Origin of the sequence: Nesterenkonia lutea (genome assembly GCF_014873955.1) — a bacterium.
Classification (GTDB): Bacteria; Actinomycetota; Actinomycetes; order Actinomycetales; family Micrococcaceae; genus Nesterenkonia; species Nesterenkonia lutea.
Genome location: NZ_JADBED010000001.1, coordinates 356474 through 379375 on the forward strand (window position 1 = coordinate 356474; position 22902 = coordinate 379375).

Annotated in this window: 22 protein-coding genes and 1 tRNA gene; 11 read left to right on the plus strand and 12 right to left on the minus strand. The window is 64.7% G+C overall.

All coding sequences use genetic code 11. The annotated features are described in order from the left end of the window. Positions 1-7 precede the first annotated feature (7 nt). A complete protein-coding gene (locus H4W27_RS01685) occupies positions 8-817 on the plus strand; it encodes an Fpg/Nei family DNA glycosylase (RefSeq protein ID WP_192594390.1) in 810 nt (269 codons plus the stop codon). Positions 818-879: 62 nt separating this feature from the next. After that, a complete protein-coding gene (locus tag H4W27_RS01690) occupies positions 880-1557 on the plus strand; it encodes a haloacid dehalogenase type II (RefSeq protein ID WP_192594391.1) in 678 nt (225 codons plus the stop codon). 99 nt (positions 1558-1656) lie between these two features. Here the strand turns inward: H4W27_RS01690 and H4W27_RS01695 are convergent, their stop codons facing one another. Next, complete coding sequence (locus H4W27_RS01695) at positions 1657-2262, minus strand: TetR family transcriptional regulator (protein ID WP_192594392.1); 606 nt, start codon at positions 2260-2262, stop codon at positions 1657-1659. A gap of 122 nt (positions 2263-2384) precedes the next feature. On the opposite strand from H4W27_RS01695, the gene H4W27_RS01700 reads away from it, so the two are divergent. Then, positions 2385-3857 (plus strand): MDR family MFS transporter, encoded by a 1473-nt coding sequence (locus tag H4W27_RS01700; RefSeq protein WP_192594393.1) that lies wholly within the window; start codon positions 2385-2387, stop codon positions 3855-3857. 13 nt (positions 3858-3870) lie between these two features. Here H4W27_RS01700 and H4W27_RS01705 read toward each other — a convergent pair whose 3' ends face one another. The 4 genes from H4W27_RS01705 to H4W27_RS01720 all read right to left on the minus strand — a co-directional run bounded on the left by H4W27_RS01705 (position 3871) and on the right by H4W27_RS01720 (position 5900). After that, positions 3871-4074, minus strand: a complete 204-nt coding sequence (locus tag H4W27_RS01705; RefSeq protein ID WP_192594394.1) for a hypervirulence associated TUDOR domain-containing protein — start codon at positions 4072-4074, stop codon at positions 3871-3873. Positions 4075-4160: 86 nt separating this feature from the next. Beyond that, positions 4161-4490 carry a hypothetical protein gene (locus H4W27_RS01710; protein WP_225938965.1) on the minus strand — a complete coding sequence of 110 codons (330 nt, stop codon included), beginning with the start codon at positions 4488-4490 and terminating at the stop codon, positions 4161-4163. 27 nt (positions 4491-4517) lie between these two features. Further along, on the minus strand, positions 4518-5726 hold the full coding sequence (locus H4W27_RS01715; RefSeq protein WP_192594395.1) for an MFS transporter: 1209 nt from the start codon (positions 5724-5726) through the stop codon (positions 4518-4520). 86 nt (positions 5727-5812) lie between these two features. Then, positions 5813-5900, minus strand: a tRNA-Ser gene (locus H4W27_RS01720). 101 nt (positions 5901-6001) lie between these two features. On the opposite strand from H4W27_RS01720, the gene H4W27_RS01725 reads away from it, so the two are divergent. Together H4W27_RS01725 and H4W27_RS01730 are read left to right on the plus strand one after the other, a co-directional pair. Further along, positions 6002-6991, plus strand: coding sequence for an NAD(P)H-quinone oxidoreductase (locus H4W27_RS01725; RefSeq protein WP_192594396.1), 990 nt, complete (start codon positions 6002-6004; stop codon positions 6989-6991). Positions 6992-7070: 79 nt separating this feature from the next. Then, a complete protein-coding gene (locus tag H4W27_RS01730) occupies positions 7071-7499 on the plus strand; it encodes a hypothetical protein (RefSeq protein WP_318782075.1) in 429 nt (142 codons plus the stop codon). A 15-nt stretch (positions 7500-7514) separates the two neighbouring features. On the opposite strand, the gene H4W27_RS01735 is transcribed toward H4W27_RS01730, so the two are convergent. Next, a complete protein-coding gene (locus H4W27_RS01735) occupies positions 7515-7961 on the minus strand; it encodes an NUDIX hydrolase (RefSeq protein ID WP_192594397.1) in 447 nt (148 codons plus the stop codon). 90 nt (positions 7962-8051) lie between these two features. On the opposite strand from H4W27_RS01735, the gene H4W27_RS01740 reads away from it, so the two are divergent. Further along, positions 8052-8702 (plus strand): pentapeptide repeat-containing protein, encoded by a 651-nt coding sequence (locus H4W27_RS01740; protein WP_192594398.1) that lies wholly within the window; start codon positions 8052-8054, stop codon positions 8700-8702. An 86-nt stretch (positions 8703-8788) separates the two neighbouring features. Here the strand turns inward: H4W27_RS01740 and H4W27_RS01745 are convergent, their stop codons facing one another. The 5 genes from H4W27_RS01745 to H4W27_RS01765 all read right to left on the minus strand — a co-directional run bounded on the left by H4W27_RS01745 (position 8789) and on the right by H4W27_RS01765 (position 14716). After that, positions 8789-9808, minus strand: a complete 1020-nt coding sequence (locus tag H4W27_RS01745) for a LacI family DNA-binding transcriptional regulator (RefSeq protein ID WP_192594399.1) — start codon at positions 9806-9808, stop codon at positions 8789-8791. Between the two features lie 40 nt (positions 9809-9848). Then, entirely contained in the window at positions 9849-11312 is a 1464-nt protein-coding gene (locus tag H4W27_RS01750; protein ID WP_192594400.1) for a GH1 family beta-glucosidase, read from the minus strand. Continuing rightward, complete coding sequence (locus H4W27_RS01755) at positions 11312-12211, minus strand: carbohydrate ABC transporter permease (RefSeq protein WP_192594401.1); 900 nt, start codon at positions 12209-12211, stop codon at positions 11312-11314. Before H4W27_RS01755 ends, H4W27_RS01750 begins: the two co-directional genes overlap by 1 nt. Continuing rightward, on the minus strand, positions 12208-13332 hold the full coding sequence (locus H4W27_RS01760) for a carbohydrate ABC transporter permease (RefSeq protein ID WP_192594402.1): 1125 nt from the start codon (positions 13330-13332) through the stop codon (positions 12208-12210). Before H4W27_RS01760 ends, H4W27_RS01755 begins: the two co-directional genes overlap by 4 nt. Positions 13333-13399: 67 nt before the next feature. Next, positions 13400-14716, minus strand: coding sequence for an ABC transporter substrate-binding protein (locus H4W27_RS01765; RefSeq protein ID WP_192594403.1), 1317 nt, complete (start codon positions 14714-14716; stop codon positions 13400-13402). A gap of 271 nt (positions 14717-14987) precedes the next feature. Here H4W27_RS01765 and H4W27_RS01770 point away from each other — a divergent pair, with 271 nt between their 5' ends. The 3 genes from H4W27_RS01770 to H4W27_RS01780 are packed head-to-tail and all read left to right on the plus strand — an operon-like array spanning position 14988 to position 19028. After that, positions 14988-17186 (plus strand): MMPL family transporter, encoded by a 2199-nt coding sequence (locus tag H4W27_RS01770; protein ID WP_318782077.1) that lies wholly within the window; start codon positions 14988-14990, stop codon positions 17184-17186. Between the two features lie 22 nt (positions 17187-17208). Then, positions 17209-18369, plus strand: a complete 1161-nt coding sequence (locus H4W27_RS01775; protein WP_192594404.1) for a sensor histidine kinase — start codon at positions 17209-17211, stop codon at positions 18367-18369. After that, positions 18366-19028, plus strand: coding sequence for a response regulator transcription factor (locus H4W27_RS01780; protein WP_192594405.1), 663 nt, complete (start codon positions 18366-18368; stop codon positions 19026-19028). Before H4W27_RS01775 ends, H4W27_RS01780 begins: the two co-directional genes overlap by 4 nt. Before the next feature lie 596 nt (positions 19029-19624). On the opposite strand, the gene H4W27_RS01785 is transcribed toward H4W27_RS01780, so the two are convergent. Then, on the minus strand, positions 19625-20449 hold the full coding sequence (locus tag H4W27_RS01785; protein ID WP_192594406.1) for a site-specific integrase: 825 nt from the start codon (positions 20447-20449) through the stop codon (positions 19625-19627). A 1178-nt stretch (positions 20450-21627) separates the two neighbouring features. Here H4W27_RS01785 and H4W27_RS13915 point away from each other — a divergent pair. Together H4W27_RS13915 and H4W27_RS01795 are read left to right on the plus strand one after the other, a co-directional pair. After that, the gene (locus tag H4W27_RS13915) at positions 21628-21834 is read left to right on the plus strand and encodes a helix-turn-helix domain-containing protein (RefSeq protein WP_404821860.1); all 207 of its coding nucleotides are present in this window, start codon (positions 21628-21630) and stop codon (positions 21832-21834) included. Further along, complete coding sequence (locus tag H4W27_RS01795; protein WP_192594407.1) at positions 21831-22667, plus strand: Rep family protein; 837 nt, start codon at positions 21831-21833, stop codon at positions 22665-22667. Before H4W27_RS13915 ends, H4W27_RS01795 begins: the two co-directional genes overlap by 4 nt. Positions 22668-22902: the final 235 nt, after the last annotated feature.

A 22902-nucleotide genomic window follows, 5' to 3' on the forward strand; every position in this document is an offset into this window, starting at 1 on the left:
GGCTGACATGCCAGAGGGAGACACGGTGTTCCGGCAGGCTGCCGTGCTGCACGGCGCTCTCGCGGGACGGGAGCTGCTCACCAGCGATTTCCGGGTGCCCGCCTACGCCACCGTGGACCTCTCCGGGCGCGCCGTCGAGCGTGTCATCGCCCGCGGCAAGCATCTGCTCATCGAGTTCGGCGACGTGACAGTGCAGTCACATCTGAAGATGGAAGGCACCTGGCACGTCTACGCCCGAGACAGCCACGGCGGAAGGGTGCAGTGGAGACGCCCGGCCCATACCGCGCGCTGCGTGCTGCGCACAGCGCAGCACGAGGCGGTCGGATTCTCCCTGGGGGAGCTGCATGTCCTGACTCCGGCGGAGGAGCGGGAGAAGCTCGCCCATCTGGGACCAGATCCTCTGGGGCCCGACTGGGACGCCGACGAGGCCGCACGCCGGCTGCTCGCCTCACCCCGGCGCAGCATCGGAGTCGCGCTGCTGGATCAGCGAAACCTCGCCGGCGTGGGCAATGTCTTCCGCAGCGAGATCTGCTTCCTCGCCGGGGTCCTCCCCAGCCGCCCGGTCGCCGACGTGCCTGACCTGGCCCGGGTCATCCGGCTCTCCGAGAAGCTCCTCCAGGTCAATCGCCTGCGCAGCCGACGCTGCACCACCGGAGACCCCGCCGCCGGCCCTCCCTACTGGGTCTACGGACGTGGCAGCAGACCTTGCATGCGCTGCGGAACGAGACTGAGCCGCGGCGAGCTGGGCGAGGCCGAGCTGCGCAGAGCGGCAGTCGCCGATCGAGTGATCTACTTCTGCCCCTCCTGTCAGTCCTGAACCCAGCGCAGGAGATGAGCCCCACAGCCACAGACAAGCGAACAGAAGCGAGGAATGAATCGATGAGGACCACGCCAGCTGTCATCATCTTCGACGTGAATGAGACCCTCTCCGATATGGGTGCGATGGGAGGGTCCTTCGAACGGGAGGGGCTGCCCCCGGTCCTCGCCCGGGCCTGGTTCGCCGAACTCCTGCGCGACGGCTTCGCCCTGACCTCCACCGGGAAGAACCCCGCCTTCGCGGACCTCGCCGCCGATGGCCTGCGCCGACTCATCGCCGAACATTCCAGCCACCCTGACCCGGACCGGCAGGTGGAGAGGATCCTCGGCGTCTTCAAGAAACTGGAGATGCACGGCGACGCCGCCCCCGGGATCCGGGGCCTCGGCCGGCTCGCACAGCTGGTGACTCTGAGCAACGGAGCGCCCAGTGTCGCCGATTCTCTGCTCAGCCGGGCAGGTGTCAGGGACCAGTTCTCGCAGCTGCTCAGCGTCGAGGACGCGCTGCTCTGGAAACCCGCGCGCGAGGCCTATGACTATGCCGCGCAGACTCTTGATCGCCCCGTCGAGCAGCTGATGCTCGTCGCCGTGCACCCCTGGGACATCCAGGGCGCACACTCTGCCGGCCTGCGGACCGCATGGATCAACCGCAGAGGCAGCGCCTACCCCTCGTACTTCGCGGCCCCAGACATCGAGGCCGCAGACCTGGTGGAGCTCGCCGAGAAGCTCCAGCAGACGAGCTGACCAGCGAGCACGCAGAGCGTCTCCAGGTCACCGGGCCGGGTCCTCCTCGGTGCCTTCGTGGCGGAGGCCCGAGTGCCGACGCCTTCATCCACCCCGGGTTCAGGACTGTGCGGGGTCGGCGCTTGAAAATGTGCTGAACGCGGCGTCCACGGCTTCCAGGATCTCGATATCACCCTCGTGTTCGGCCCAGTGGGAGAACGCGGTGTCGAAGCACGTCAGGGCGGCGTGGACGAGGACGCGGGCACGCAGGTCGTCCAGGGCCGCCGGTCCGCCGAGCCGCGGGGAGAGGACGGGAATCAGTGACTGTGCCAGGTTCAGGTGCTGCTCCAGGTGCCCTGCGCGCAAGGTGTCGCTGGTGTTGACCACGCGGAGCTGCCGTGACCAGCGACCCCGCTGAGCGCGGACGCTCTCCGGGACGTTCCGCAGAGTCTGATGCAGCGCCTCCCAGGGAGCCAGACGGGCGAGGTGCTCGCTGAGCAGCTCGGGCAGGTCGATGCTGCTGGGGGGCAGATCACTGAAGAGCACATCTTCCTTGGTGCCGAAGTATCGGTAGAAGGTCCGTGGTGAGATCCCGGCGGCGGTGGCGATGTCGTCGACGGTGGTCTCGTCATAGCCGCGGTCCTCGAACTGACGCAGCGCCACGTCGGCGAGTTCCACTCGTAGTGCTCCCCGCGCGCGTTCCCTGATGCCGATCGACTCGTCCATGTGTCCAGTCTAACTGTCGGTTGTGGCAGAGCCTGCCACAAAAGTCATATAGTGTCTCTCCGAGAGGTGATTCCAGGCCTCAACAGTCTCTTCACCAGGGTTTTCATCCAAGGAGTTCAACAGTGTCCATCAGCACAGAGGCCGAAGCTCGGTCGCAAGCGCTCGATCCCCGCGGCACGCGAGTCATCTGGCTGCTGCTGATCTCGGCGTTCGTCGCGATCCTCAACGAGACGACCATGGGCATCGCGATTCCGCATCTGAATGTCGAGCTCGGCATCGCGCCTTCGCTGGGGCAGTGGCTGACAAGTGCCTTCATGCTCACCATGGCCGTCGTCATCCCGGTGACCGGTCTGGTGATCCAACGGTTCACCACGCGCGGAGTCTTCTTGACCGCGATGTCCCTGTTCACCGCGGGCACGCTGATCTGCCTGGTGGCACCGGGGTTCGCCGTGCTGCTGCTGGGCCGGATCATCCAGGCTTCGGGAACGGCGATCATGATGCCGCTGCTGATGACCACGGTCATGAACGTGGTCCCGGAGCATTCCCGCGGACGGATCATGGGCCGCGCCGGCATCGTGATGGCACTGGCACCCGCCATCGGCCCGACAGTCTCCGGAGTCATCCTGGATTCACTGAGCTGGCGGTGGCTGTTCGGTCTGATTCTCCCGATCGCCCTGATCGCGCTGCTGATCGGCGCGAAGTGGATGCTGAACCTGGGAGAGTCGGAGCACCGCCGCATCGATGTCGCCTCGATCGTCCTGTCGGCGCTTGGATTCGGCGGCGTCGTGTTCGCGCTCAGTCAGTTCGGCAGCGCCCATTCAGGAGAGTCGACGATCTCCTCTGCGGGCGCCTCGCTCCTGCTCGTGGGCGCCGGGATCTCTCTCGCCCTGTTCGTGTGGCGACAGCTGCGGCTTCAGCGCCAGGAACAGGCCCTGCTGGATCTCCGGGTCTTCCGCTCACTGAACTTCACGATGTCGGTCGCGGTGATGTCGATCCTGGCACTGTCGATGTTCGGAAGTCTGACGCTGCTCCCGCTGTATCTGCAGAACGTCGTCGGTCTGTCCGCGACCCAGGCCGGACTGATCATCCTGCCCGGATCCATCGTCATGGGGATCCTGGGGCCCGTCGTCGGAGCGATCTACGACTCCCGTGGTCCGCGACCGCTGCTCATCCCCGGAACCGTTCTCGTCTCAGCTGGACTCTGGTCCTACAGCGCAGTGGGGCAGGACACCTCCGTGGTGGTGCTCGCGGCGATCCAGGTGGCGATGTCCGTCGGACTGGCCATGTCGTTCACTCCCTTGTTCTCGGCATCGCTGAGCTCCCTGCGACCGAGTCTCTACTCGCACGGGTCCGCAGTGCTGAACACCCTCCAACAGGTCGCGGGGGCTGCCGGTGTGGCCGTGCTGATCACCACGATGTCATCGGTGGCGGCCGACGAGTCCGGCGCGCTCGGGGAGATCACAGCCCAGGCAGCCGGTGCCCAGTCAGCGTTCATGACCGCCGCGATCGTGTCACTGGCGGCTGTGATCGGAGCGTTCTTCGTCCGCGCACCATCGCGCGCCGAGGACCAGCTGCCCTCCGCTGACCCCAGCTGAATCTGAACAGGGGTCAGCGCTTGGAGAGCGCCTTCTCATGGTGGACAGCCTCGGCCCCGGACTTCTCGGACTCGACGAGGTAGACCGGATCATCGGAGGAGGCCCGGAAGGTCTGTCCTGCGAACTCCAGGTCCTCGGTGTGGCGGCTCTTCACAGTTCCGTGGGTCGTGCCCTGGGGCGTGTTCCAGGAGACTTCATCACCCTTGCTGAATGCCATGATGGTGCCCGTCTTTCGTGGTCGCGGTTTCTTCACAGAGTTTTCTTCACAGCGGGTTCTTCACAGAGGCTTCTTCACGGGGCCGCTCACTCGGCGTCGTCGAACTTCTCTCGGTTCGCCCAGGTCCGCCCTGGATCTCCGCCCCAGGCGTCCCAGGCCACCCGTCCGGGAGTCGGGTATCCATCCTGTCCGTGGAAGAAGCCCTCGGTGTCCCGGTCCACGACATGGCGGGCGAAGTACTGGCGGATCTTGTGGATGTCCTCCAACGGCACCGACGCACCTTCGGCGAGCTGCTGGGCCCGGTGCCTGCCGGTGTCGGTGAAGCCGCGGCCGGCCCTGCCCTCTTCGATCCAGTCCAGTGCGCGCGGGCGGCCGCCTGGCCGTCCTGCGGGGGAGTGTGGCCAGTCATCGAACACCTCCTTCAAGTAGGGGTGTGGCCCACTCTAGCGGCGTCTGCGGATGAGCACCGCGGCCAGCAGGAGGCACAGCAGGTAGATGATTCCCACCGTGATCCATCCCATCGTGAAGCCGCCCGGGGAGCTCACGATGATCCCCATCCCCAGCGGACCGATCGCGAAGCCGGTGAACATCCCGGCGGTGACCACGCCGCTGGAGGAGGCCATGGAGGCTGACGGGATGCTGCGCAGCAGCACGCTCATCAGCACCACCGAGACGCCCAGCGCTGAGGAACCGTGCAGCACCACTGCGGTCCAGAGCAGCGGGGCCCAGTCAGTGGCCTGCGCGCCGAGGAAGGCGCAGACGCCGCCCAGGGAGGTCAGCGCCAGCGCGAAGAGCAGCACAGGTCCCGAGGTGCCCCGCGCCATGACGCGCGCCCAGCCGATGCGGGCGGTCACCCCGACGACTCCGGCGACGGCGGCGGTGGCTCCTCCGAGGACCAGGGAGAAGTCGAGCTCCCGGACCGCGAACAGAGGCAGGTAGACATTCGTGGCCTGGACGCCGATGCCGTTGAGACAGCCGAAGGCGGCCAGTGCCCAGACTGCGGCGGAATGGCGGGGCCGCAGCTGTTTGACGCCCTCCACCGGGGATGAACCGCTGTCCTTCGGAGTCGTGCGCGTCTGCTGGAGCAGCGGCACGGATCGCAGGGTCCGCCAGGTCAGCACCAGAAGCGTCAGCGGGATCAGCATGGCCAGCGCTGCGGTGCCGCGCCAACCGATCAGCAGCGCGAGCAGCGGGAAGGTCAGGCTGGCCACCAGCTGACTGACCTGGACCCCGGACTGCTTGATGCCCACCCAGCCGATGCGCTTCTGTGCAGGGACCCGTTCCAGCAGGATCCGGTTGGTGACGCCGTTGGGGAAGGACTGTGCAAAGCCGGAGACTCCGACGGCGATCAGCAGCACCAGATACCCGCCCGGCACGCCGGCCAGGCCCAGCGCGAACGTCGCCATCAGGAAGATGACGGTCATCAGGCCCAGATCGGAATGTCGGTCGGCCAGACGCCCCAGAGTGGCGTTGCCCAGCGCGGCGCAGGCGAAGCAGGTGGTGGCCAGGAGTCCGAACTGGGCTTCGTTGATGCCGAGGTCGCTGATGATCTCTTCGCTGGTGGCGCTGAGCCCGTAGAGCAGCAGCGGACCCACGCCCACCGCGCCCAGCAGCACGGTCAACAGCCCCGGCCCCGCCGATGCCTTGCGCATGCGCACCTCCGATTCTCCACCGGTGTCCGCGTGCTCGGTGCGGGCGTCTTCGGGATCGAGACGCGTGCACGTCTCTCAATGCTGAGCGGAGCGCGTGGGATTCGAACCCACGGTGCGGGGTTGCCGCACACTGGTTTTCAAGACCAGCTCCTTCGGCCGCTCGGACAGCGCTCCCCGACTTTTCAGTCGGCATGGAGGTCCCCGGTGTTTCGTGGAAAACTCCAGTCACAGACTATACGTGAGTCCCCAGTACGGATCGAGTTGAGGAGCTGAGCATGCGAGCAGTGCACTACGACGGCGCAGGCGGACCTGAGGTCATCATGGTCACCGAGGTGCCGGATCCGGTGCCGCAGGCAGGCGAAGTGCTGATCGAGGTCGCCGCCGCCGCGCTGAACCGTGCCGATGTGATGCAGCGCCGGGGCATGTACGCCCCGCCCGAGGGGGTCTCTGAGATTCCGGGGCTCGAGGTCTCCGGCCGCGTGGTGGCCGCAGGCGAGGGCAGCGATCTGGGGGTGGAGGAGCTCATCGGCAAAGAGGTCGTCGCGCTCCTGGCGGGAGGCGGATACGCCGAGAAGGTGGTCGTCGATGCCCGCCATGTGCTGCCGGTGCCTGCCGGCGTCAGCCTCACTGACGCCGCAGGACTGATCGAGGTGGCGGCGACCGTGCACTCCAACCTGCGCGGGGAAGCTCAGGTCCAGCCCGGAGACACGGTCCTGATCCATGGCGGCACCGGGGGCATCGGCTCCTTCGCGCTGCAGCATCTTCGCTGCCTGGGTGTTGAAGTGCTGACCACCGTCGGTTCCGCGGAGAAGGCGCGACTCGCCGTCGAACTCGGCGCGGACCACGTGATCAACTACAACGAGGAGGACCTCGGAGAGCGCGTCCAGGAGATCACCGAGGGCCGCGGGGTGGACGTGATCCTCGACGTCGTCGGGGCGAAGTATCTGCAGACGAACCTCGCCTCGCTGGCGCTGGACGGGCGGATGGTGGTCATCGGTCTGCAGGGCGGACGCAAGGGGGAGGTCGACCTGGGCCTGATGCTGGGCAAGCGGCTGCGGATCATCGCCACCACGCTGCGCTCCCGCGGTGCCGAGGCCAAGGCGGAGATCGTCCGAGGTGTGGCCGCCGAGGTGTGGCCGCTGCTCGACTCCGGGAAGATCAGGATCCAGACGGACAGGACCTTCCCGCTGGACCAGGCCGCTGAGGCACATGAGTATTTCGACTCCGGCACTCACACCGGCAAGATCCTGCTGCGCATGAGCTGACTCCGCTGTTGGCCCCCTCCGTCGAGGGGTGGATGCCGCTCAACGGCGGGGAGAGGGGTTCGATAGACTTTCGCCCATCATGATGAAGCTCTTCCCGCGCCGCCGACGTGCCCGCCGCCTCGACAAGGAGCTGGGCAGGGGTCTGTGGCGTCAGGCCCATGATCGCTATGTCCGCGGCCTGGACCGGTATCACCAGGTGATCGAAGGCGTGGAGGATGACGCCACGCACAGCCAGCTGGTGCTGATCGGCGATGAGCTGGCCGAGCAGCTGGACACCGTCTACGAGCTCTGCCGACGAGCCGAGAGCAGCCGCCCCAGTCAGGGGCTCCAGGTTCCCGGGGGTGCGACCAAGCTGCACTCCTCCCTCTCGCGCGCGGCGAACCATCTGGCGACCACGGCGGAGGCGGCCGCGATGGTCAGGCTGGGACACGGCGAGACGGTGGCGGTGCGACGTCGCGCCGACCAGGTGCGGGCAGCGCTGCAGGACGCGCAGGACTCAGCCGTGTGACAAGGTCCCGCCTTCTCAGCGGGTGGCGTCGGTCAGCAGTCCGGCGAGCCGGCGACCGGTGTCCACCAGCGAGACCCGGTGAAGACCGTCAATCTCCTCGTGGGTGAACCAATTGACGTCATCTGTGGAGCCTTCGGGCTCCACCCTGAGGGTTCCGCCGGTCACGCGGGCCCGGTAGATGATGCGCAGGTTCTGCAGCGGGGTGCCGCGCTGATGGGGGTGAAGCCGACGCTCTCCGTCGATGACCAGATTGTCGATGCCGAGCAGCTCCTGGACCTCGGCCTCATATCCGGACTCCTCAAGGATCTCGCGCAGGACGCCTTCAGCCGGATCCTCACCCGGGTCGAGTCCACCGCCGGGCAGGGTCCACCCCTGGGCGTTCTCATTGACATACCAGTGCGGCAGAAGCATGCGCCCGGAGTCGTCGGTGATCACGGCGTAAGCGGCCACGCGGAGGTCCATGGGGGCACTGTAGCACCGGGGCATGTCGGCCCTCCGCACTACTCTGGGCAGTGCTTCGCACTATTCTGGGCGGGGCAGGAAGGTGACCGGATGAAACAAGTTTCAAGCCCCAGGCTGCGGGTCCAGCGGCTGGGCGACCTCGTCGGGGGCAGCGAGACCGAGCTCCGGCTGACCGGACAGGCTGACCGCATCACTCTGGAGGGCGTCGACCTCTCCGGTGTTGATCTCTCCGGTGGGCGGCTCACTGAATGCCTGTTCCGTTCGGTGGCGCTGACCGACGCTGACCTCGCGGCGGCATCCATCGTCGAATCCCGCTGGGAGCGACTGAGCAGTCCTCATCTGAAGGCACCGCGCTCGACCTGGCGGCACGTCACGATCCAGGACAGTCGCATCGGAGTCGCGGAGCTCTACGAGGCCGGTCTCAGCGGTCTGGTGCTGCGCGGGTGCAAGCTGGACCTGGTGAATCTGCGCAACGCCGTCCTCGCGGACGTGCTCTTCGAGGACTGCACCATCGGGGAGCTGGACATCTCAGGCGCTCGCGCGAACCGGGTGGCGTTCACCGGCTGCACGGTGGGAGTCCTGGAAGCTCAGGAGGCCAGGCTGAAGGACGTCGATCTGCGCGGAGCCCGGCTGAGCCGGATCGTGGGGCTTGCCGGGCTCAGGGGCGCGGTGATCAGCGAGGAGCAGCTGATGGACCTGGCTCCGTCCCTGGCAGGGCACCTCGGGCTGGTGGTGGGATGACGAAGCCCGATCAGGGACAACGTCACTCAACGCGTCGAGCCGAAATCTGCCACATCCAGCATGACGCCGGGCGGCGTTCAGGCCGGCTAGACCGAGTCTCGCAGGGTCAGAGAAGTCGCCATTCTGGTCACCCGCTCGGCAGGTCTCCCTTCAATCCGGTCCACCAATATCTCAGCCATCTTCTTGCCGAGTTCAACGATGGGGTGATGCACCGTGGTCAATTGCGGTGTCACTGATAGGGCGAACGCATCATCGTCGAATCCCACGACTGCGACGTCGTCTGGAATGCTCAGTCCGCGACTTTGGATCGTGGTGTATGCGCCAGCAGCCATCTGGTCATTGGCGGCGAACACGGCGTCAATGGTGACGTCCCGGTCAAGGAGTCGCTGCATGGCGGCCGCGCCAGAGTCGAACGTGAAATCCCCGATCTCGACAAGCTCTCCGGTGAGTCCCGCACCCTCCACGGCGGCACGCCACCCCGCGAGTCGATCGATTCCAGGCGGCATGTCCTGCCGGCCCGCGATGATGGCCAGATTTCTCCTGCCGCGCTCGAGCAGCAGGTTCGTGGCGCCGAAGGCCGCCTGCGCGTTGTCCACCTCCACGTAGTAGCTGTCTTCACCGCCGTCCAGCGGACGTCCGGCGAGGACCATGGGCGGCGCACCGGAGAGGTGCGTCCATGAATGATCCCCGATGTGGTGAGACACGACCAGCACGCCATCAACATTGCCTCCCAGCAGAAAGCCGCGAGTCTTCTCCGGTCGGGACTCCGAGGCGATGACCATATTCAGCGTGTAGTCAGTCTCCGTCAGGTGGAGCGCTATCCCCTCTACAACAGATGCGAAGAACGGATCAGCGAAGACCTTCGACGTCGACTCCGGGACCACGACGGCGATCGAGTTGGTCCGTCTGCTGGCGAGGGAACGCGCAACCCTGTTGGGGATGTAATTGAGCTCGGTGATGGACTTCTGAACAATTCGGACCAACTCAGGATCCACGCTCGGGGTGTCGTTGACTACGCGCGAGACCGTCGCCCGAGAGACACCTGCGTGGGCCGCGACCATCTCCAGGGTGGGGGATGGTCGGGTCCCGCTCGTGTCATGCGTCATCGTCATCTCCGAGGCCTCAAATGTGTCATCCAAACCTACTTCAGGACCGTCCACCAGAGATGAGCGCTTCCCGGGCCTGAGATATCAGCTTCGCATACGCCAGCCCGCTGTCCTTCACCGTGCGCTCGAAGGACTCATAGTCGACCCGCACGATCCCGAAGCGCTTGCCGTACCCCCAGGACCATTCGAAGTTGTCGAGCAGCGACCAGACGAAATACCCCCGGACGTCTGCTCCCTGATCGATGGCCGCACCGACGGCCGCGATGTGATCGAGAATGTACTGCGTGCGTTCGGCGTCATGCACCGCCCCGTCATCACTGACGATGTCGTCGAAGGCTGCACCGTTCTCTGTGACGAACAGTGGAGGCAGGGTCGAGTATTCTTCCCCGAGGCGCACGAGCAGCTTGCGCAGTCCGTCGGGGTTGACCTCCCAGTTCATTCCGGTCCTCGGCAGTCCTCGGCTGGGGAAAGAGATGTCTTCTGAGCCGATCCAGCAAGACGACGTCGGCCGTGCAGCGCCGCCGGAGTGTCCGTCGCCCCCCTCGTGATCCGGGTATCCGCTGATGAGGTCATCGTGGTAGTGGTTCACGCCCAGGAAGTCGATGGGGGCGCTGATCACGTCCAGATCTCCGGGACGAATGATGTCCCGGACGCCGAACTGATCCAGATCGGTCAGCGAATCCTCCGGGTAGGATCCCCGGAGGATCGGATCCAGGAAGATCCGGTTCTGCAATGAGTCGAATCGACGCGCCGCGTCGAGGTCCACCGGGTCAGTCGGATCCCGGGGGATGGCGTTGCTCAGGTTCAGCGTGATCCCCAGCTGTTGCGCGCCGCGGCTGCGCAGCGCCTGGGTCGCGAGCCCGTGGGCCAGATGTTGGTGATGCACGGCCGCGACTGCGGCGCGCGGCTCCTGCCGACCGGGCGCGTGAACACCGGCGGCATAGCCGAGAAGTGAAGAGCAGAACGGCTCATTGAAGGTGGTCCAGTGCTCGACCCGGTCCCCGAGGACTGAGTAGACGTCCTCGGCGTACTCCACGAAACGGTGCGCCGTGTCCCGGTTCGCCCACCCTCCCCTCTCCTCCAGCGCCTGGGGGAGGTCCCAGTGGTACAGAGTCAACCAGGGCAGGATTCCCGCCTCGAGGAGCTCATCCACGAGCCGCGAGTAGAAGTCCAGACCTTGGGTATTGGGCCCCCGGTCTCCCGGCCGTACCCGGGACCAGCTCGTGGAGAACCGGTAGGAGCCCAGTCCGAGCTCCTTCATGATGGCGACATCCTCGGGCATGCGGTGATAATGACGGACGGCATCGCGCAGCGTCTCGCCACGGGCGATGGCACCGGGCACACGGGCGAAGGCGTCCCAGACGGAGTCTTCCTTGCCGTCCTCGTGGCTCGCGCCCTCTACCTGGGCGGCGGCGGTGGCGGAACCCCAGATGAAGCCCTCAGGCCAGCCTCCGCCGATTGTGCTTGTGCTCTGGGCGGGGTGGTTTGTGTCGTTGAGTGGCATTAGCCCTTCACTGCTCCTTGCATGATTCCAGAAATGAGTTGACGACCCGCGATGATGAAGAGCACCAGCAGCGGGAGTGTGGCCAGGACCGCGCCGGCGAGGACGATCGAGTAGTCCACGTAGTGGGCAGCCTGCAGCTGGCTCAGCGCCGTCTGCAGGGTGGGGTTGCCGGCATCGAGGACGAGCAGCGGCCAGAGGAAGTCGGTCCAGGCGGTCATGAAGGTGAACAGCCCCAGGATCGCCATAGCAGGCCTGGCGGCCGGGACTCCCACGTGCCAGAACGTGGAGATCATCGACGCGCCATCCATGCGTGCAGACTCGATGAGTTCGTAGGGGATGCCGTCCACGAGGTATTGCCGCATGAAGAAGACGCCGAAAGCCGTGACCAGCGTCGGGATGACGACGGCTCCGATCTCCCCGGTCCAGCCCAACGTGCGCATCAGCATGAACAGCGGGATGATGCCGAGCTGGGTGGGGATGGCCATGGTGACGATCACGGCGACCATCAGCCCGTTGCGACCGCGGAATCGCAGCTTCGCGAAGGCGTATCCGGCCAGCGTGGAGAACCCCACCACGGAGATGGTGATGATGCTCGAGATCAGGATGCTGTTGCCGAGCGCGAGCCAGAACGGGATGGTGTCGAAGACCTGGCTGACGTTGGTCCAGAAGTTTCCTCCCGGCAGCAGCGGCGGCCAGGTCAGGCCCAGCGCCTCGTTGGTCCTGCTGCCGATCACCACCGACCACCAGAGCGGGTAGGCCGAGGACAACAGGAAGGCGAAGAGGAGTCCATACGTCAGGAATCCGGGCCGACGACCGTTGCCGAGCGCGCGTCGGCGCAGTGAATCCTTCTGCACGCTGGGGGCTCGGCTCTGCCGGGGCCTCGTCGCGGTGGCGGTCATGACTGTCTCCTCGGGGTCGTGCCGTCTGAGTGCTTCGGGCCTGCGGTGAGCTTGGGTGCCGGCGGCTGTTGCCCCACGGCGGGGAGCACGACCGCGGCAGCGCTGGAGCGCTTCCCGAAGCGCCGGCGTGGTGGCCTGCCCGGATCGCGCCCCTCACCGGAGGTGGCGATGCGCCTGGAGAGGAGCCAGTTGACGATGCCGAACGCCACGATGATCAGGAACAACAGCCAGGCGATCGTCGAAGCCTTGCCGAAGTTCTGCCGCTGGAAGGCCATCTCCCAGAGATAGAGCACCGTGGTCTGGAACTGACGACCGGTGCCGCCCACGGTGGTGGGATCGAAGAGGCGAGGCTCGGTGAAGATCTGCAGACCGCCGATGGTCGCCGTGATGATCACGAACACCATGGTGGGACGGATGCTTGGAAGCGTGATGCTGAAGAAGCGGCGCACCGCCCCCGCTCCGTCGATGGCGGCGGATTCGTAGAGATCTCGGGGAACCGACTGCATGGCGGCGAGGAGGATCAGCGCGTTGTAGCCGGTCCAGCGCCAGTTCACCATGGTGGCGATGGCGATGTGGCTGGGGAGAGTCTCGCTCTTCCACATGATGGGTTCGATCCCGAAGCTGGCGATGATGTTGTTGATAAGCCCGTACTGCTCCCCGAACATGTTGGTGAAGATCAGGGCGACGGCCACCGGGGTGACCACGTAGGGCAGCAGGATGCTCATCCGCCAGAACGTCCGGGCGCGCAGGTTCTGGTCCAGCACCGCGGCGATCAGGATCGCCACGGCGAGCTGTGGAATGGCGGAGAGCAGGAAGATGCTCATGGTGTTGAACAGCGAGTTCCAGAAGAAGCGATCCTGCAGCACCTCCGCGAAGTTCTGCAGTCCCACGAATTCGCCCTGTCCTGTGAGCAGGTGCCAGTCGTAGAGCGAGACGACGAATGTGTATCCGAGGGGAAAGAGCCCCACCAGTGCGAACAGGACGAAGAAGGGTGCGATGTAGAGATAGGGCGACACCTTCATGTCCATGACGTTGAGGCGGTGCCGCAGGGAGGGTTTCGAGGTCGAGGTCGGTACAACGGGGGGAGTGCTCACGGGCGGACGATTCAATGTCGTGGTCATGATGGTCTCAGACTCCAAGAGGGGGCCTCCGGCGACACCGGAGGCCCCACGCGGCCGGATGTGTTGACTAGTTGTTGACGACAACGTCGTTGAGAAGGGTGATCGCTTCATCCCACGCCTCGTCGGCCGTGGCCTCACCGGAGTCGATCATCTCCATGACAGGGCGGAAGACGCTCTCCTGGATCACCGAGTCGTCGGGACCCTTGAACTGCGCCACCACACCCTCGGCCCGCGATTCGAAGATGTCCCCGTAGGGAGCGTCGTTGAACAGCTCATTGGGGGTTCCGGCCTCGACGATCTCGGCCTGCGCCTCAAGCGTGCTCGGGAAGTTGTTCGCCGCTGCGGACTGCTTGACCTGCTGCTCAGGTGCGGTCAGCCACGCGGCGAGTTCGGCAGCCTCTGCCGGCTGTTCAGAGCTCGCCGGAACTGAGAGGAAGGCCCCGCCCCAGTTTGAGGCTCCACCGGGGAAGACGTCTGCGACATCCCAGCCGCTCTCTGGGCCGCCACCGGCAGCCTCCAGCTGGCCCTGGATCGTCCCGAGCATCCACGGCGGACAGACGATGGTCGCGAAGGATTCATCCACAAAACCCTGCCCGTTGCCCCAGTCATGCTGCTCCTGGTCGGCGGACAGGCCGTCAGCAGTGGCCTCGGCGAGCAGGTCGAACTGGGCGCGCATCTCTTCGTTGCCCTCGATGTTCAGCTCGCCCTCGGCCGTGTAGTAACCCTCTTCCATCTGGTTGACCATCGAGTTCCATACGAAGCCGGACTGGTCGTACCACGCCTTGCCACTCGCCTCGGTGTACTCGCGACCCACATCGAAGTAGTCCTCCCAGGTTCCCTCGTCGCCGCCTAGATGTTCGGCGACCTCCTCGCGATCGCTCGGCAGGCCCGCGGCGTCGAGAAGGTCGCCGTTGAAGCACAGCGCCTGCGGGCCGATGTCGGTGCCATACCCGATGGCCCGGCCCTCGGGGTCGGTGCCCTGCTCGAACTTCCAATCCACCCAGTTGTCCTTGATGTCTGCTGCGCCGTGCTCGTTGAGGTCCACGAACTGGTCAGAGACCTCCATGATGGAACCGAGCCACCCCTCTTCGACGGCGACGACGTCGCTGAGTCCTGAACCGGCGGCGAGCTTGGTGAACGCATCTGTACGGGCGTTGGCGCTGCCGTTGATGTTGTTCGCTTCAATGGTCACGCCGGGGTTCTGATCTTCGTACTCGCTGTAGAGATCGTCGTACCCGAAGGTGCCGAAGGTGGTCACGGTCAGGGTGATGGGATTGTCCTCGGATGCTGCGGCGTCCTCGCTGCCGCCGCATCCCGAGGCCACCACGGCCAGAGATGCGACGCCGCAGACGGCGGTGATCCTTCTATGTCGAGATGTGTGCACGATCGCTCCTTTGAGTGTGTGAGCGATCCGCACGGAATGTCGGAGAGCGCTCTCTGAGGTGTGTCACCGACGGTATGTGCTCTACATCACAAAGTCAATAGAGCGCTCTCTGAGGGATGGCGAAGTGATTCCGAGGACACGGGAGCGGACCTGCCGCCGCAGAGGCAGGGCCTGCGCTGCCGTACTGCAGCTGCGGTATCCGATGCCTGCATCTGGACGACGACGTGACTGGGGCCGCGTTGGGACGCTGTAAGCCTCATCCAACAAGGAAGTGGAGTGTCAGGTCACGGCAGGCATACTCAGTCGTCTTGGTCGTTTTTCCTATCGCCAGCGGTGGTTGGTCGTTGCGCTGTGGCTGCTTGCGCTCGGCGGCGTGGTGCTGGGCGCCGTCAATTCGGAAGGGCCGGTGAACACCCGAGCAACCATGCCGGGAATTGAGTCGCAGCAGGCGTTCGACCTCATCGAGGAACGCTTTCCCGACAGTGGGGCGGACGGCGGAACGGCAACGATCGTGTTCGTCGCTCCGCAGGGTCAGGAACTGACGTCCCCGGAGCATGAAGAGACCATCAATGCGTCCCTGGCCTCGGTCTCCGACGGCTCTCAGGTGCTGCGAGTGGTTCCGCCGTCGCCCGGCAGCAGCATCAGCACCGACGGTTCGACGGGGTTCGCGTCGGTCGCGTACGACGTTCCGTCGTCCGAAGTGACCGAGGAATCGCGCGCCGCGCTGGCTGATGCCGTGGAGCAGGCACGCGACGCTGGATTGACGGCGGAGATGTCAGGTTCGGCGCTCAAGACCAGTGCGCAGATGAGCGGTGTCGAGCTCGCCGGAGTCGCGGTCGCCGCGGTCGTGCTGCTGATGACCTTCGGATCGATGGTGGTGGCGGGCCTCCCACTCCTCACGGCGATCATCGGGGTGGCCATCTCGTTCCTCGGCGTCTGGGTAGTCGCCGGTCCGCTGGAGATGGCGATCAACAGCGGGATTCTTGCCCTGATGTTGGGACTGGCGGTCGGTATCGATTACGCGATGTTCGTCGTCTCGCGCTACCGGGAGGAGCGCCACGGCCCCGACGATGCCGAGCAGGCCGCTGGTCGCGCCGTCGGAACGGCTGGTTCCGCGGTGGTCTTCGCCGGGGCGACCGTGGTGATCGCCCTGGCCGGATTGTCCGTGGTCGGAATACCGTTGTTGGCGAAGATGGGTCTTGCCGCCGCGGGAGCGGTGGCGGTGGCCGTCGTGGTGGCGCTGACCCTGGTCCCAGCGTTGCTGGGCTTCGCCCCGAACCGTGTCCTCGCCAGAGCACAACGTCGAGGCAACTTTCACCCCGCCAATGCGCATTCCGTGGCGCGGCCCTGGATGCGGGTGGTGCTGCGCCGTCCGCTCCTGGTCACGATGGCTGGTGTCATGCTGTTGGCCGCTATCGCGGTTCCGTCGTTGTCGCTGCAGCTCGGCACCCCCGGGGATGCATCCCTCTCGCAGACAGAAACCCAGCGACGCGCATACGACATACGGGCCGCAGCGTTTGGTCCTGGGTTCAACGGCCCGCTGACTGTGGTGGTCGACGCTCGCGGCGCCGCGGATCCAGCGGCCGCGGTGGCGACCGTGGCGAACAGCATCAAGACGACCAGTGGCGTCGTGTCCGTTTCTGATGCAAGCTTCAACCAAGAGGGTGACACGGCGATCCTCAGCGCGGTGCCGTCGACAGGTCCGACCGACGAGCGCACCGAGGACCTGGTGGAGAAGCTTCGGGCGGAGCGACCGGGCGTGGAGGCTACGGAAAAAGTGAGCTACGAGATCACGGGCACCACAGCGTTGGACATCGACATGGCGCAGAAGATGCAGTCGGCCCTCGTGCCCTATGTCGGGATCGTGATCGGTCTCGCTGTGCTGCTCCTGCTGGTGGTGTTCCGATCGCTCTGGATCCCGGTCACGGCGGCGCTCGGTTTCCTGCTGTCGCTGTTCGCCGCACTCGGAGTCATCGTCGCGGTCTTCCAGTGGGGCTGGGCGGCGGACATGCTCGGCGTCGAGCAGACCGGGCCCGTGATGAGTCTGATGCCGATTCTTCTGGTGGGCATCGTGTTCGGGCTGGCCATGGACTATCAGGTCTTCCTTGTTTCACGAATGCGCGAAGCCCACGTGCACGGCAGACCGGCTCGCGAGGCGATCGTCACTGGTTTCCAGCAGAGCTCGAAAGTCGTGGTCGCGGCCGCGGTGATCATGATCGCCGTATTCGGCGGGTTCGCGATCGCCCATGAGCCGTTGATCAAGATGGTAGGCCTCGGGCTCGCGTGTGCGGTGTTGTTTGATGCCTTCGTGGTCCGCCTGACCCTGATACCCGCCATATTGCAGCTGCTGGGCGAGCGGGCCTGGTGGCTGCCGCGCTGGCTCGACCGGATCCTGCCCCACGCCGATGTGGAGGGCGAGTCATTGAACGAACAGCGGCCGAAGCCCGTCACGATGGTCAGCGTGCAGTGATGAACCCAGGAGTGTCGCTCCGATGAACCTGTTGACCGCCCTGGTCGCGTTCATCTTCGCCGCCCTCGGTGCCAGCCTGAGCACCGAGGGCATCTTTCGGCCGGGTGATGTGCTGCCCGGTGCACTTCTGAGCCTGGTTGCAAGCGGAGCCCTCTTCGCATCCACTCGGTATCCGCGCGCGGCGACCGTCGTAGCGATCGGCTGCGAAGCCGCCGTCTGCGCGGCCGGCTACCTGCCGACCCCGTTGCTGCTGGCCCCGCTGATCGGATGCCTGTACCGACTGACAGTTCTCAGCGGCCCCAGGACAGCCACCTGGTGGACCGGGATCGCTGTGAGCGCGGTGATACTGGGTGGAACGACCAACGACACGGACCCGACAGGAGGGTCCTTCCTCTTGGAAACCGTCGGCGTGGCCCTATGGCTGCTGCCAGCAGTGTTCGCCGGACGGCTGGCCCATGCCGAGCGGACCTACCTGCAGATGGTTCAGGCACGAGCCGAAGACGTCGAACGCAGCCGGGACGAGGATGTGCGCCGCCGGCTGAGCGAGGAACGACTCCGCATCGCGCGGGACCTGCATGATGTCGTCGCGCACCACCTCGCCGTCGCCAACGCCCAGGCTGGGGCGGCGGCGCACCTGCTTCCCAAGCGCCCCGAGCAGGTTCCTGACCTTCTCGCCAGTCTGGGCAGCTCCACGGCGGCGGCTCTGCGAGAGTTGAAAGCAACAGTAGGACTGCTGCGCACTCCCGACGACGACGACTCCTCAGCGGACACTGCGCCGGCGCCCAGCCTCGACCAGCTCCCGGACCTGGTCGAAACCTGCCGAGCGACCGGCATGGACGTCCGTATAGTCAGCGACGGGACGCCGCGGCGCCTACCGCCGATCGTCGAGCTCACCGTCTTTCGGGTCGTCCAAGAAGCCCTGACCAACGTCACCAAGCACGCCGTCCGCCCAGTCGTGACCGTCTCCCTGACGTACGACGAAGAAGCCTTCTCCGCACGCGTGGTCAACACCTCCGACCACCCTGTTCCCGCAGGGACGGTCGGTTATGGACTGATCGGCATGCGGGAACGCGTGCGCGCCGTCCACGGGACGGTAGAAGCGGGTGCCACCGGCCATAATCAGTACGAGGTCACCCTCACCATCCCTCTCAGCCCGTGGCAGGAAGACCTGGAACCCCAATGATCAAGATCCTTCTCGCCGACGATCAAGCGCTGCTGCGTTCGGCGTTTCGCATGCTGATCGACTCCTGTGACGACATGACGGTCGTCGCGGAAGCCACGAACGGCGAAGAAGCCGCCAGCCTCGCCCGCATACACCGGCCGGACCTGGTCCTGATGGACATTCGGATGCCCGTCCTCGACGGCCTGGCCGCGACGCAGCGCATCTGCTCCACGTCCGAGCTGGCGCACACGCGAGTGCTGATACTCACCACGTTCGAAACCGACGAATACGTAGCCCGCGCACTCCAGGCCGGAGCGAGTGGATTCCTCGGCAAGGACGTGACTTCTGAAGGCCTGCTCGCGGGGATCCGAACCGTGATCAGCGGGGAGGCTCTCCTCTCGCCGTCGGCCACCCGCGCACTCATCGGTCGCTTCTTGTCCAGTCCCGGCAGCATCGGTGAGCTGCCCCTGGGGTCGTTGGAGGCGCTGACCGACCGTGAGCGCGAACTCACCGCCCTGGCGGCTCACGGCATGTCCAACCAGGAGATCGCCGAACGGCTCGTCGTGAGTCCTTTGACAGTCCGGACACACATTCACCGGGCCATGATGAAGGTACAGGCACGTGACCGCGCCCAACTGGTGGTTGCCGCCTACCAGCAAGGTCTGGTCCGCGTGCGTTGAAACCAGCACCGTTGTAGTGATTTCCAAAGGCAATGGCGACACTGCCGAAGCCATCTACGACGAGTACGGGTTGTACCCGTTCTTCGCGCAGACAGGGGTGTCGGAGTCGACCGTATGGCCCTTTCGCCGCACTGACGGTGCTCTTCCTGTTCCTTGGTGCCTCGCCGATCGGACGACGTATGGGGTGATCCGGTCGTCCCCCGAACAAGCCTCGTCATTCCGAGACCGAGACCGAGACCGTGATCGCGCGGGCGCGCGGCCTGCGACGACGGCAGGTCATGCCATCCCGCAGAATCGTCAATCATCAATCGAGACTCAGGCGACGGATCGAGCTGTCGAACGTCCTTCGAAGCGCAGTTTCCAAGTCTGAATCAATAAGAAACCCCGAACTGAAGGTGTCTCCAGGTCAGGGGTTTCAGTCGAGCCGCCTGCCGGAATCGAACCGGCGACCTATTCATTACCCGATTAATAACAAGTTCCTGCTGGTCAGATCGCCTAGTGTCCGCTTCTGACAGGGTATATAGGTGTTCTCTCATATCCAGAGATATCCCGCGATTCTCCTGAATGCCCGTCCTAGACCGTAGTCTTGAGCGTAGTTACACCGCGCGTAGTTGCCGAGCTGCGGCCTGCATTCCGGATGTGTCAGACAGGTCGGTGTAGTGTCCCCGCGAAGTAGCCGCATTGTGTCCGAAGAAGGCCGTCCTCACGGCCTCGGGTACAGAGTCCAGTAGAAGGCTGTTCAGAGTGGCCCGCCACACGTGTGATCGTGCAGTCCGTAGCAGCTCGATATTCAGTTTCTCCGCCAGCGCTAGATAGAGGTCAGCAACGGCGGCGGTGCAATTGCGACCGTCCCATGGGACGGTGGGGTCTGCGGGGGAGCCGATTACTCGCTCGGCTTCGTGGTGGGCAGAGTTTCGTCGTTCGAGGATCCGTGCGGCCACCCTTCCGTCCAGGACAGGCACATGGCGACCTCGATGGGTCTTTGAGATTTCCGCAGTTACTTCCACATGCATGGTTCCATCGTCGGCAACCTCAACTTCCCGCCAGGTGATGCTGGTAGCCTCGCTGATTCGAAGTCCGGTGGCCGCCTGGAGCAGTGTCAGGTCGATGGCGTTACGCCGTTTGGCCACTCGGTCCTCTAGCTTCCACCGACCCCGCTTCGGGCTCTCGATGCCGTCGGAGGGGTCAATCTCTAACAGGTAGTCCACGACGCGCTGGTAATCCTCGCGACTCAGTGACCTTCCTCCGCGCCGCGGGGGCGTCTTGGGCCCCAGGTCGAGAGATTCACCCTTGATCGGGTCGGCCCCGATGAGGTTGTCGCGCTTGAGCTGCGCGACCACGTACTTCGAAAGCACGCTTCGCGCCTGGTGGGCACTCTCAGGTCCGTGGAGGTCTGCAATCTCACGCAGGGCGTGTTCCATGGCACGGAAGGTGGTGCCCGATGCGATGCTATGGCCTCGGAGGCTGTCGCGGTGGCGGTGGGTCTGGCAGTCTCCGGCGAGCAGTTTCAGTACGAGGGAGTATCGCTTCCGGCTGCTGTCACGAAGCCGGGCACTTTCGATTGCGGGTTTGGACACAGCGGCGATGTACTCGACCAGAGGATCTGTGGTCTTCCAGGTGCTGTCGGCGCTAGCCATGAGTTCGTTGGCGGTCTGCCGTGCACGTCTTCGAACCTCGCCCTTACTGGACCCCTGCGTGCGCTTGGTAACGAGTCTTCCGTCGGAGAGTCGAAGACTCCAATCCAGGAGCCACACGCTGCCCTTAGGCCTGGGTTGAACTCGGTCGATGGAGTGCTGACCCGGTTCTAACCTGGTGGTGGCTGCGCGCATTCTCGTCATACCCAGAGCGTATTTCTTACAAGTGGTTCAAGTCAAACGCAGGGTCGATGTTTGGCTGCAGGCGAGAGCTCTGCGGATTTGTACCCGTCCCTGCACCCAGTGCGTACCGGAGCAGGAGGGGCTCTGACGGTACGCAGAGAACCTTGTAAACAAAGGGATCGGGAGGGATTCAGGGTCGACGTACCGGGGTGTAACCCCTAGAAGCAGATTTGGCTGGGCAAGGCTTGGCTGGTGACCTTGAGGTGCACAAGTGTGCTTTCGGCTCGGCGTGGGACTGCCTGTGCCTACTAATCCTTGTGTTCTCAGGGCGTGCGCGCGCGGGGGCACGTCATCTTCCTTGATTGAAAGAAGTGTGCATAAGTGTGGGTAAGTGTGCTCGATGTGACCGTGAACAGTCCTTGATTCCCTTGATAGATCAGGCGATTCGGCTGTGGTTCCGATCGGTTCGGGTTAGAACCCCAAGTGTGCTCGAAGGCGCATTGACGTCTGACCCAGATCCGATGTCAGTCTTGATCAAGAACACAAAGAGAACATGAACAGGCGCGACATCAATCCCGGGTCAGTTGATCCCATTCTGGACATCCACCGGTGGCTTCGGTACTGTAAGGGCATTCGAAGGCGTTCCACGAGGCTCTGCAATTGCATCCTTGATACTCAGCTTCAACCCCAATGGTGAGCTGATAAAGGGCAACAGTATCCGGGGACCGGAAAACACTCGTACCGAAGGTGTTGCCGTGTCCTCGAATAGTTCTATCTCCGCCGTGTCGTATGGTTCGATCCCGCGGCTTTCGCTCAATACCCGCCAGACGTCTGAGACCCTCGGTGTCACGGTGCAGACGCTCGCTAAGTGGCGGTGCCGTGGTGAGGGTCCGCCCTTCAGTAAGGTCAATTCCATGATCCTCTACCGAATCGAATCTCTCGACCAATTCTTGCGTGAGCGGGAACAGGGTGGGGGTCGTGGGAAGTGACTAAAGCACAGACGGAACAGTCTGCTGGCCAGGATTCGAGCCAGTATCCCGTGATGCACGGCCAGGGCGGAGGAGCAAAGAATCCGCGATATCGGATTTTCAGCTTCACCCAACGACTGCATCATCCAGAATCGGGAAAACCCTTGATGACCCCCAAGGCGATTCAGGGGCATCTCGACGACTACGTCTCGATCACGGAGTATGCGTATCTCGTTCACGACAAGGACCAAGACTCGCAAGGGGCGCCCGTGGGCGCCCACATCCAGGGCGTCGTCCGGCTGAAACACGCTCGTGAACAGGAGCAGCTAGCCCAGTGGCTGCGTCTGCCGTCCGCACTGGTCAAGCCCATAATGGGCCGCGGTCCTGGCAAGTACGCTCGCGTGCTGCGGTATTTGACGCACGAGTCTCCCAGTGAGCAGGCTCAGGGCAAGCACCACTACAGCGATTCGGAGGTAGTGGCCAATTTCGATTGGCGAGCGGCGATAGATGCGCACTTCACACCCTCTGTGGAACAGCCGTTGACCGCGCTGCAGCAGGTCAAGATGGACTTACTCTCCGGACGCACTACGGCGAATCAGGTGCGTGACCAGCATCCGTTGATCTATGCCGAGCACTCTTTCAAGCTCCGGAGGCTGGAAACGGATTTCCTGGAAAGGGTGAAAGACCTCGCTGTCAGGCTCGATTACTGGACTGAAGCTGGGACAGCGGATCTCCAGCGGATCTACGGGCTAAAGACGGCTGCGGAGGAGCTGGGGATTCAAGGCTCCTTGGAAGAACAGTGTCTCCGTGCGGTTCGGATCAAGACGTCCCCATTTCCGGGCGGTGTGGTCTGACTCTGCGGGTGGTGAGCCCATCGGGCGGGCTGGGCGCGCCCCGCGCGCCCAGCCCGCCCGATGGGCTCTACATCTAAATCCGCCCCATTTCCGCTTACAGCATCACTTTCCACGGGACTGCCCGGGCGCTGCCTCCGAAACAAGGAGACAAACCCGCGGTCAGGCACGGGCACTGTTGGAGCCTGCTCGGACTCTCTCCCCGCGCTCCCACGCCTCAACGTCGCTCCTGTTGTTT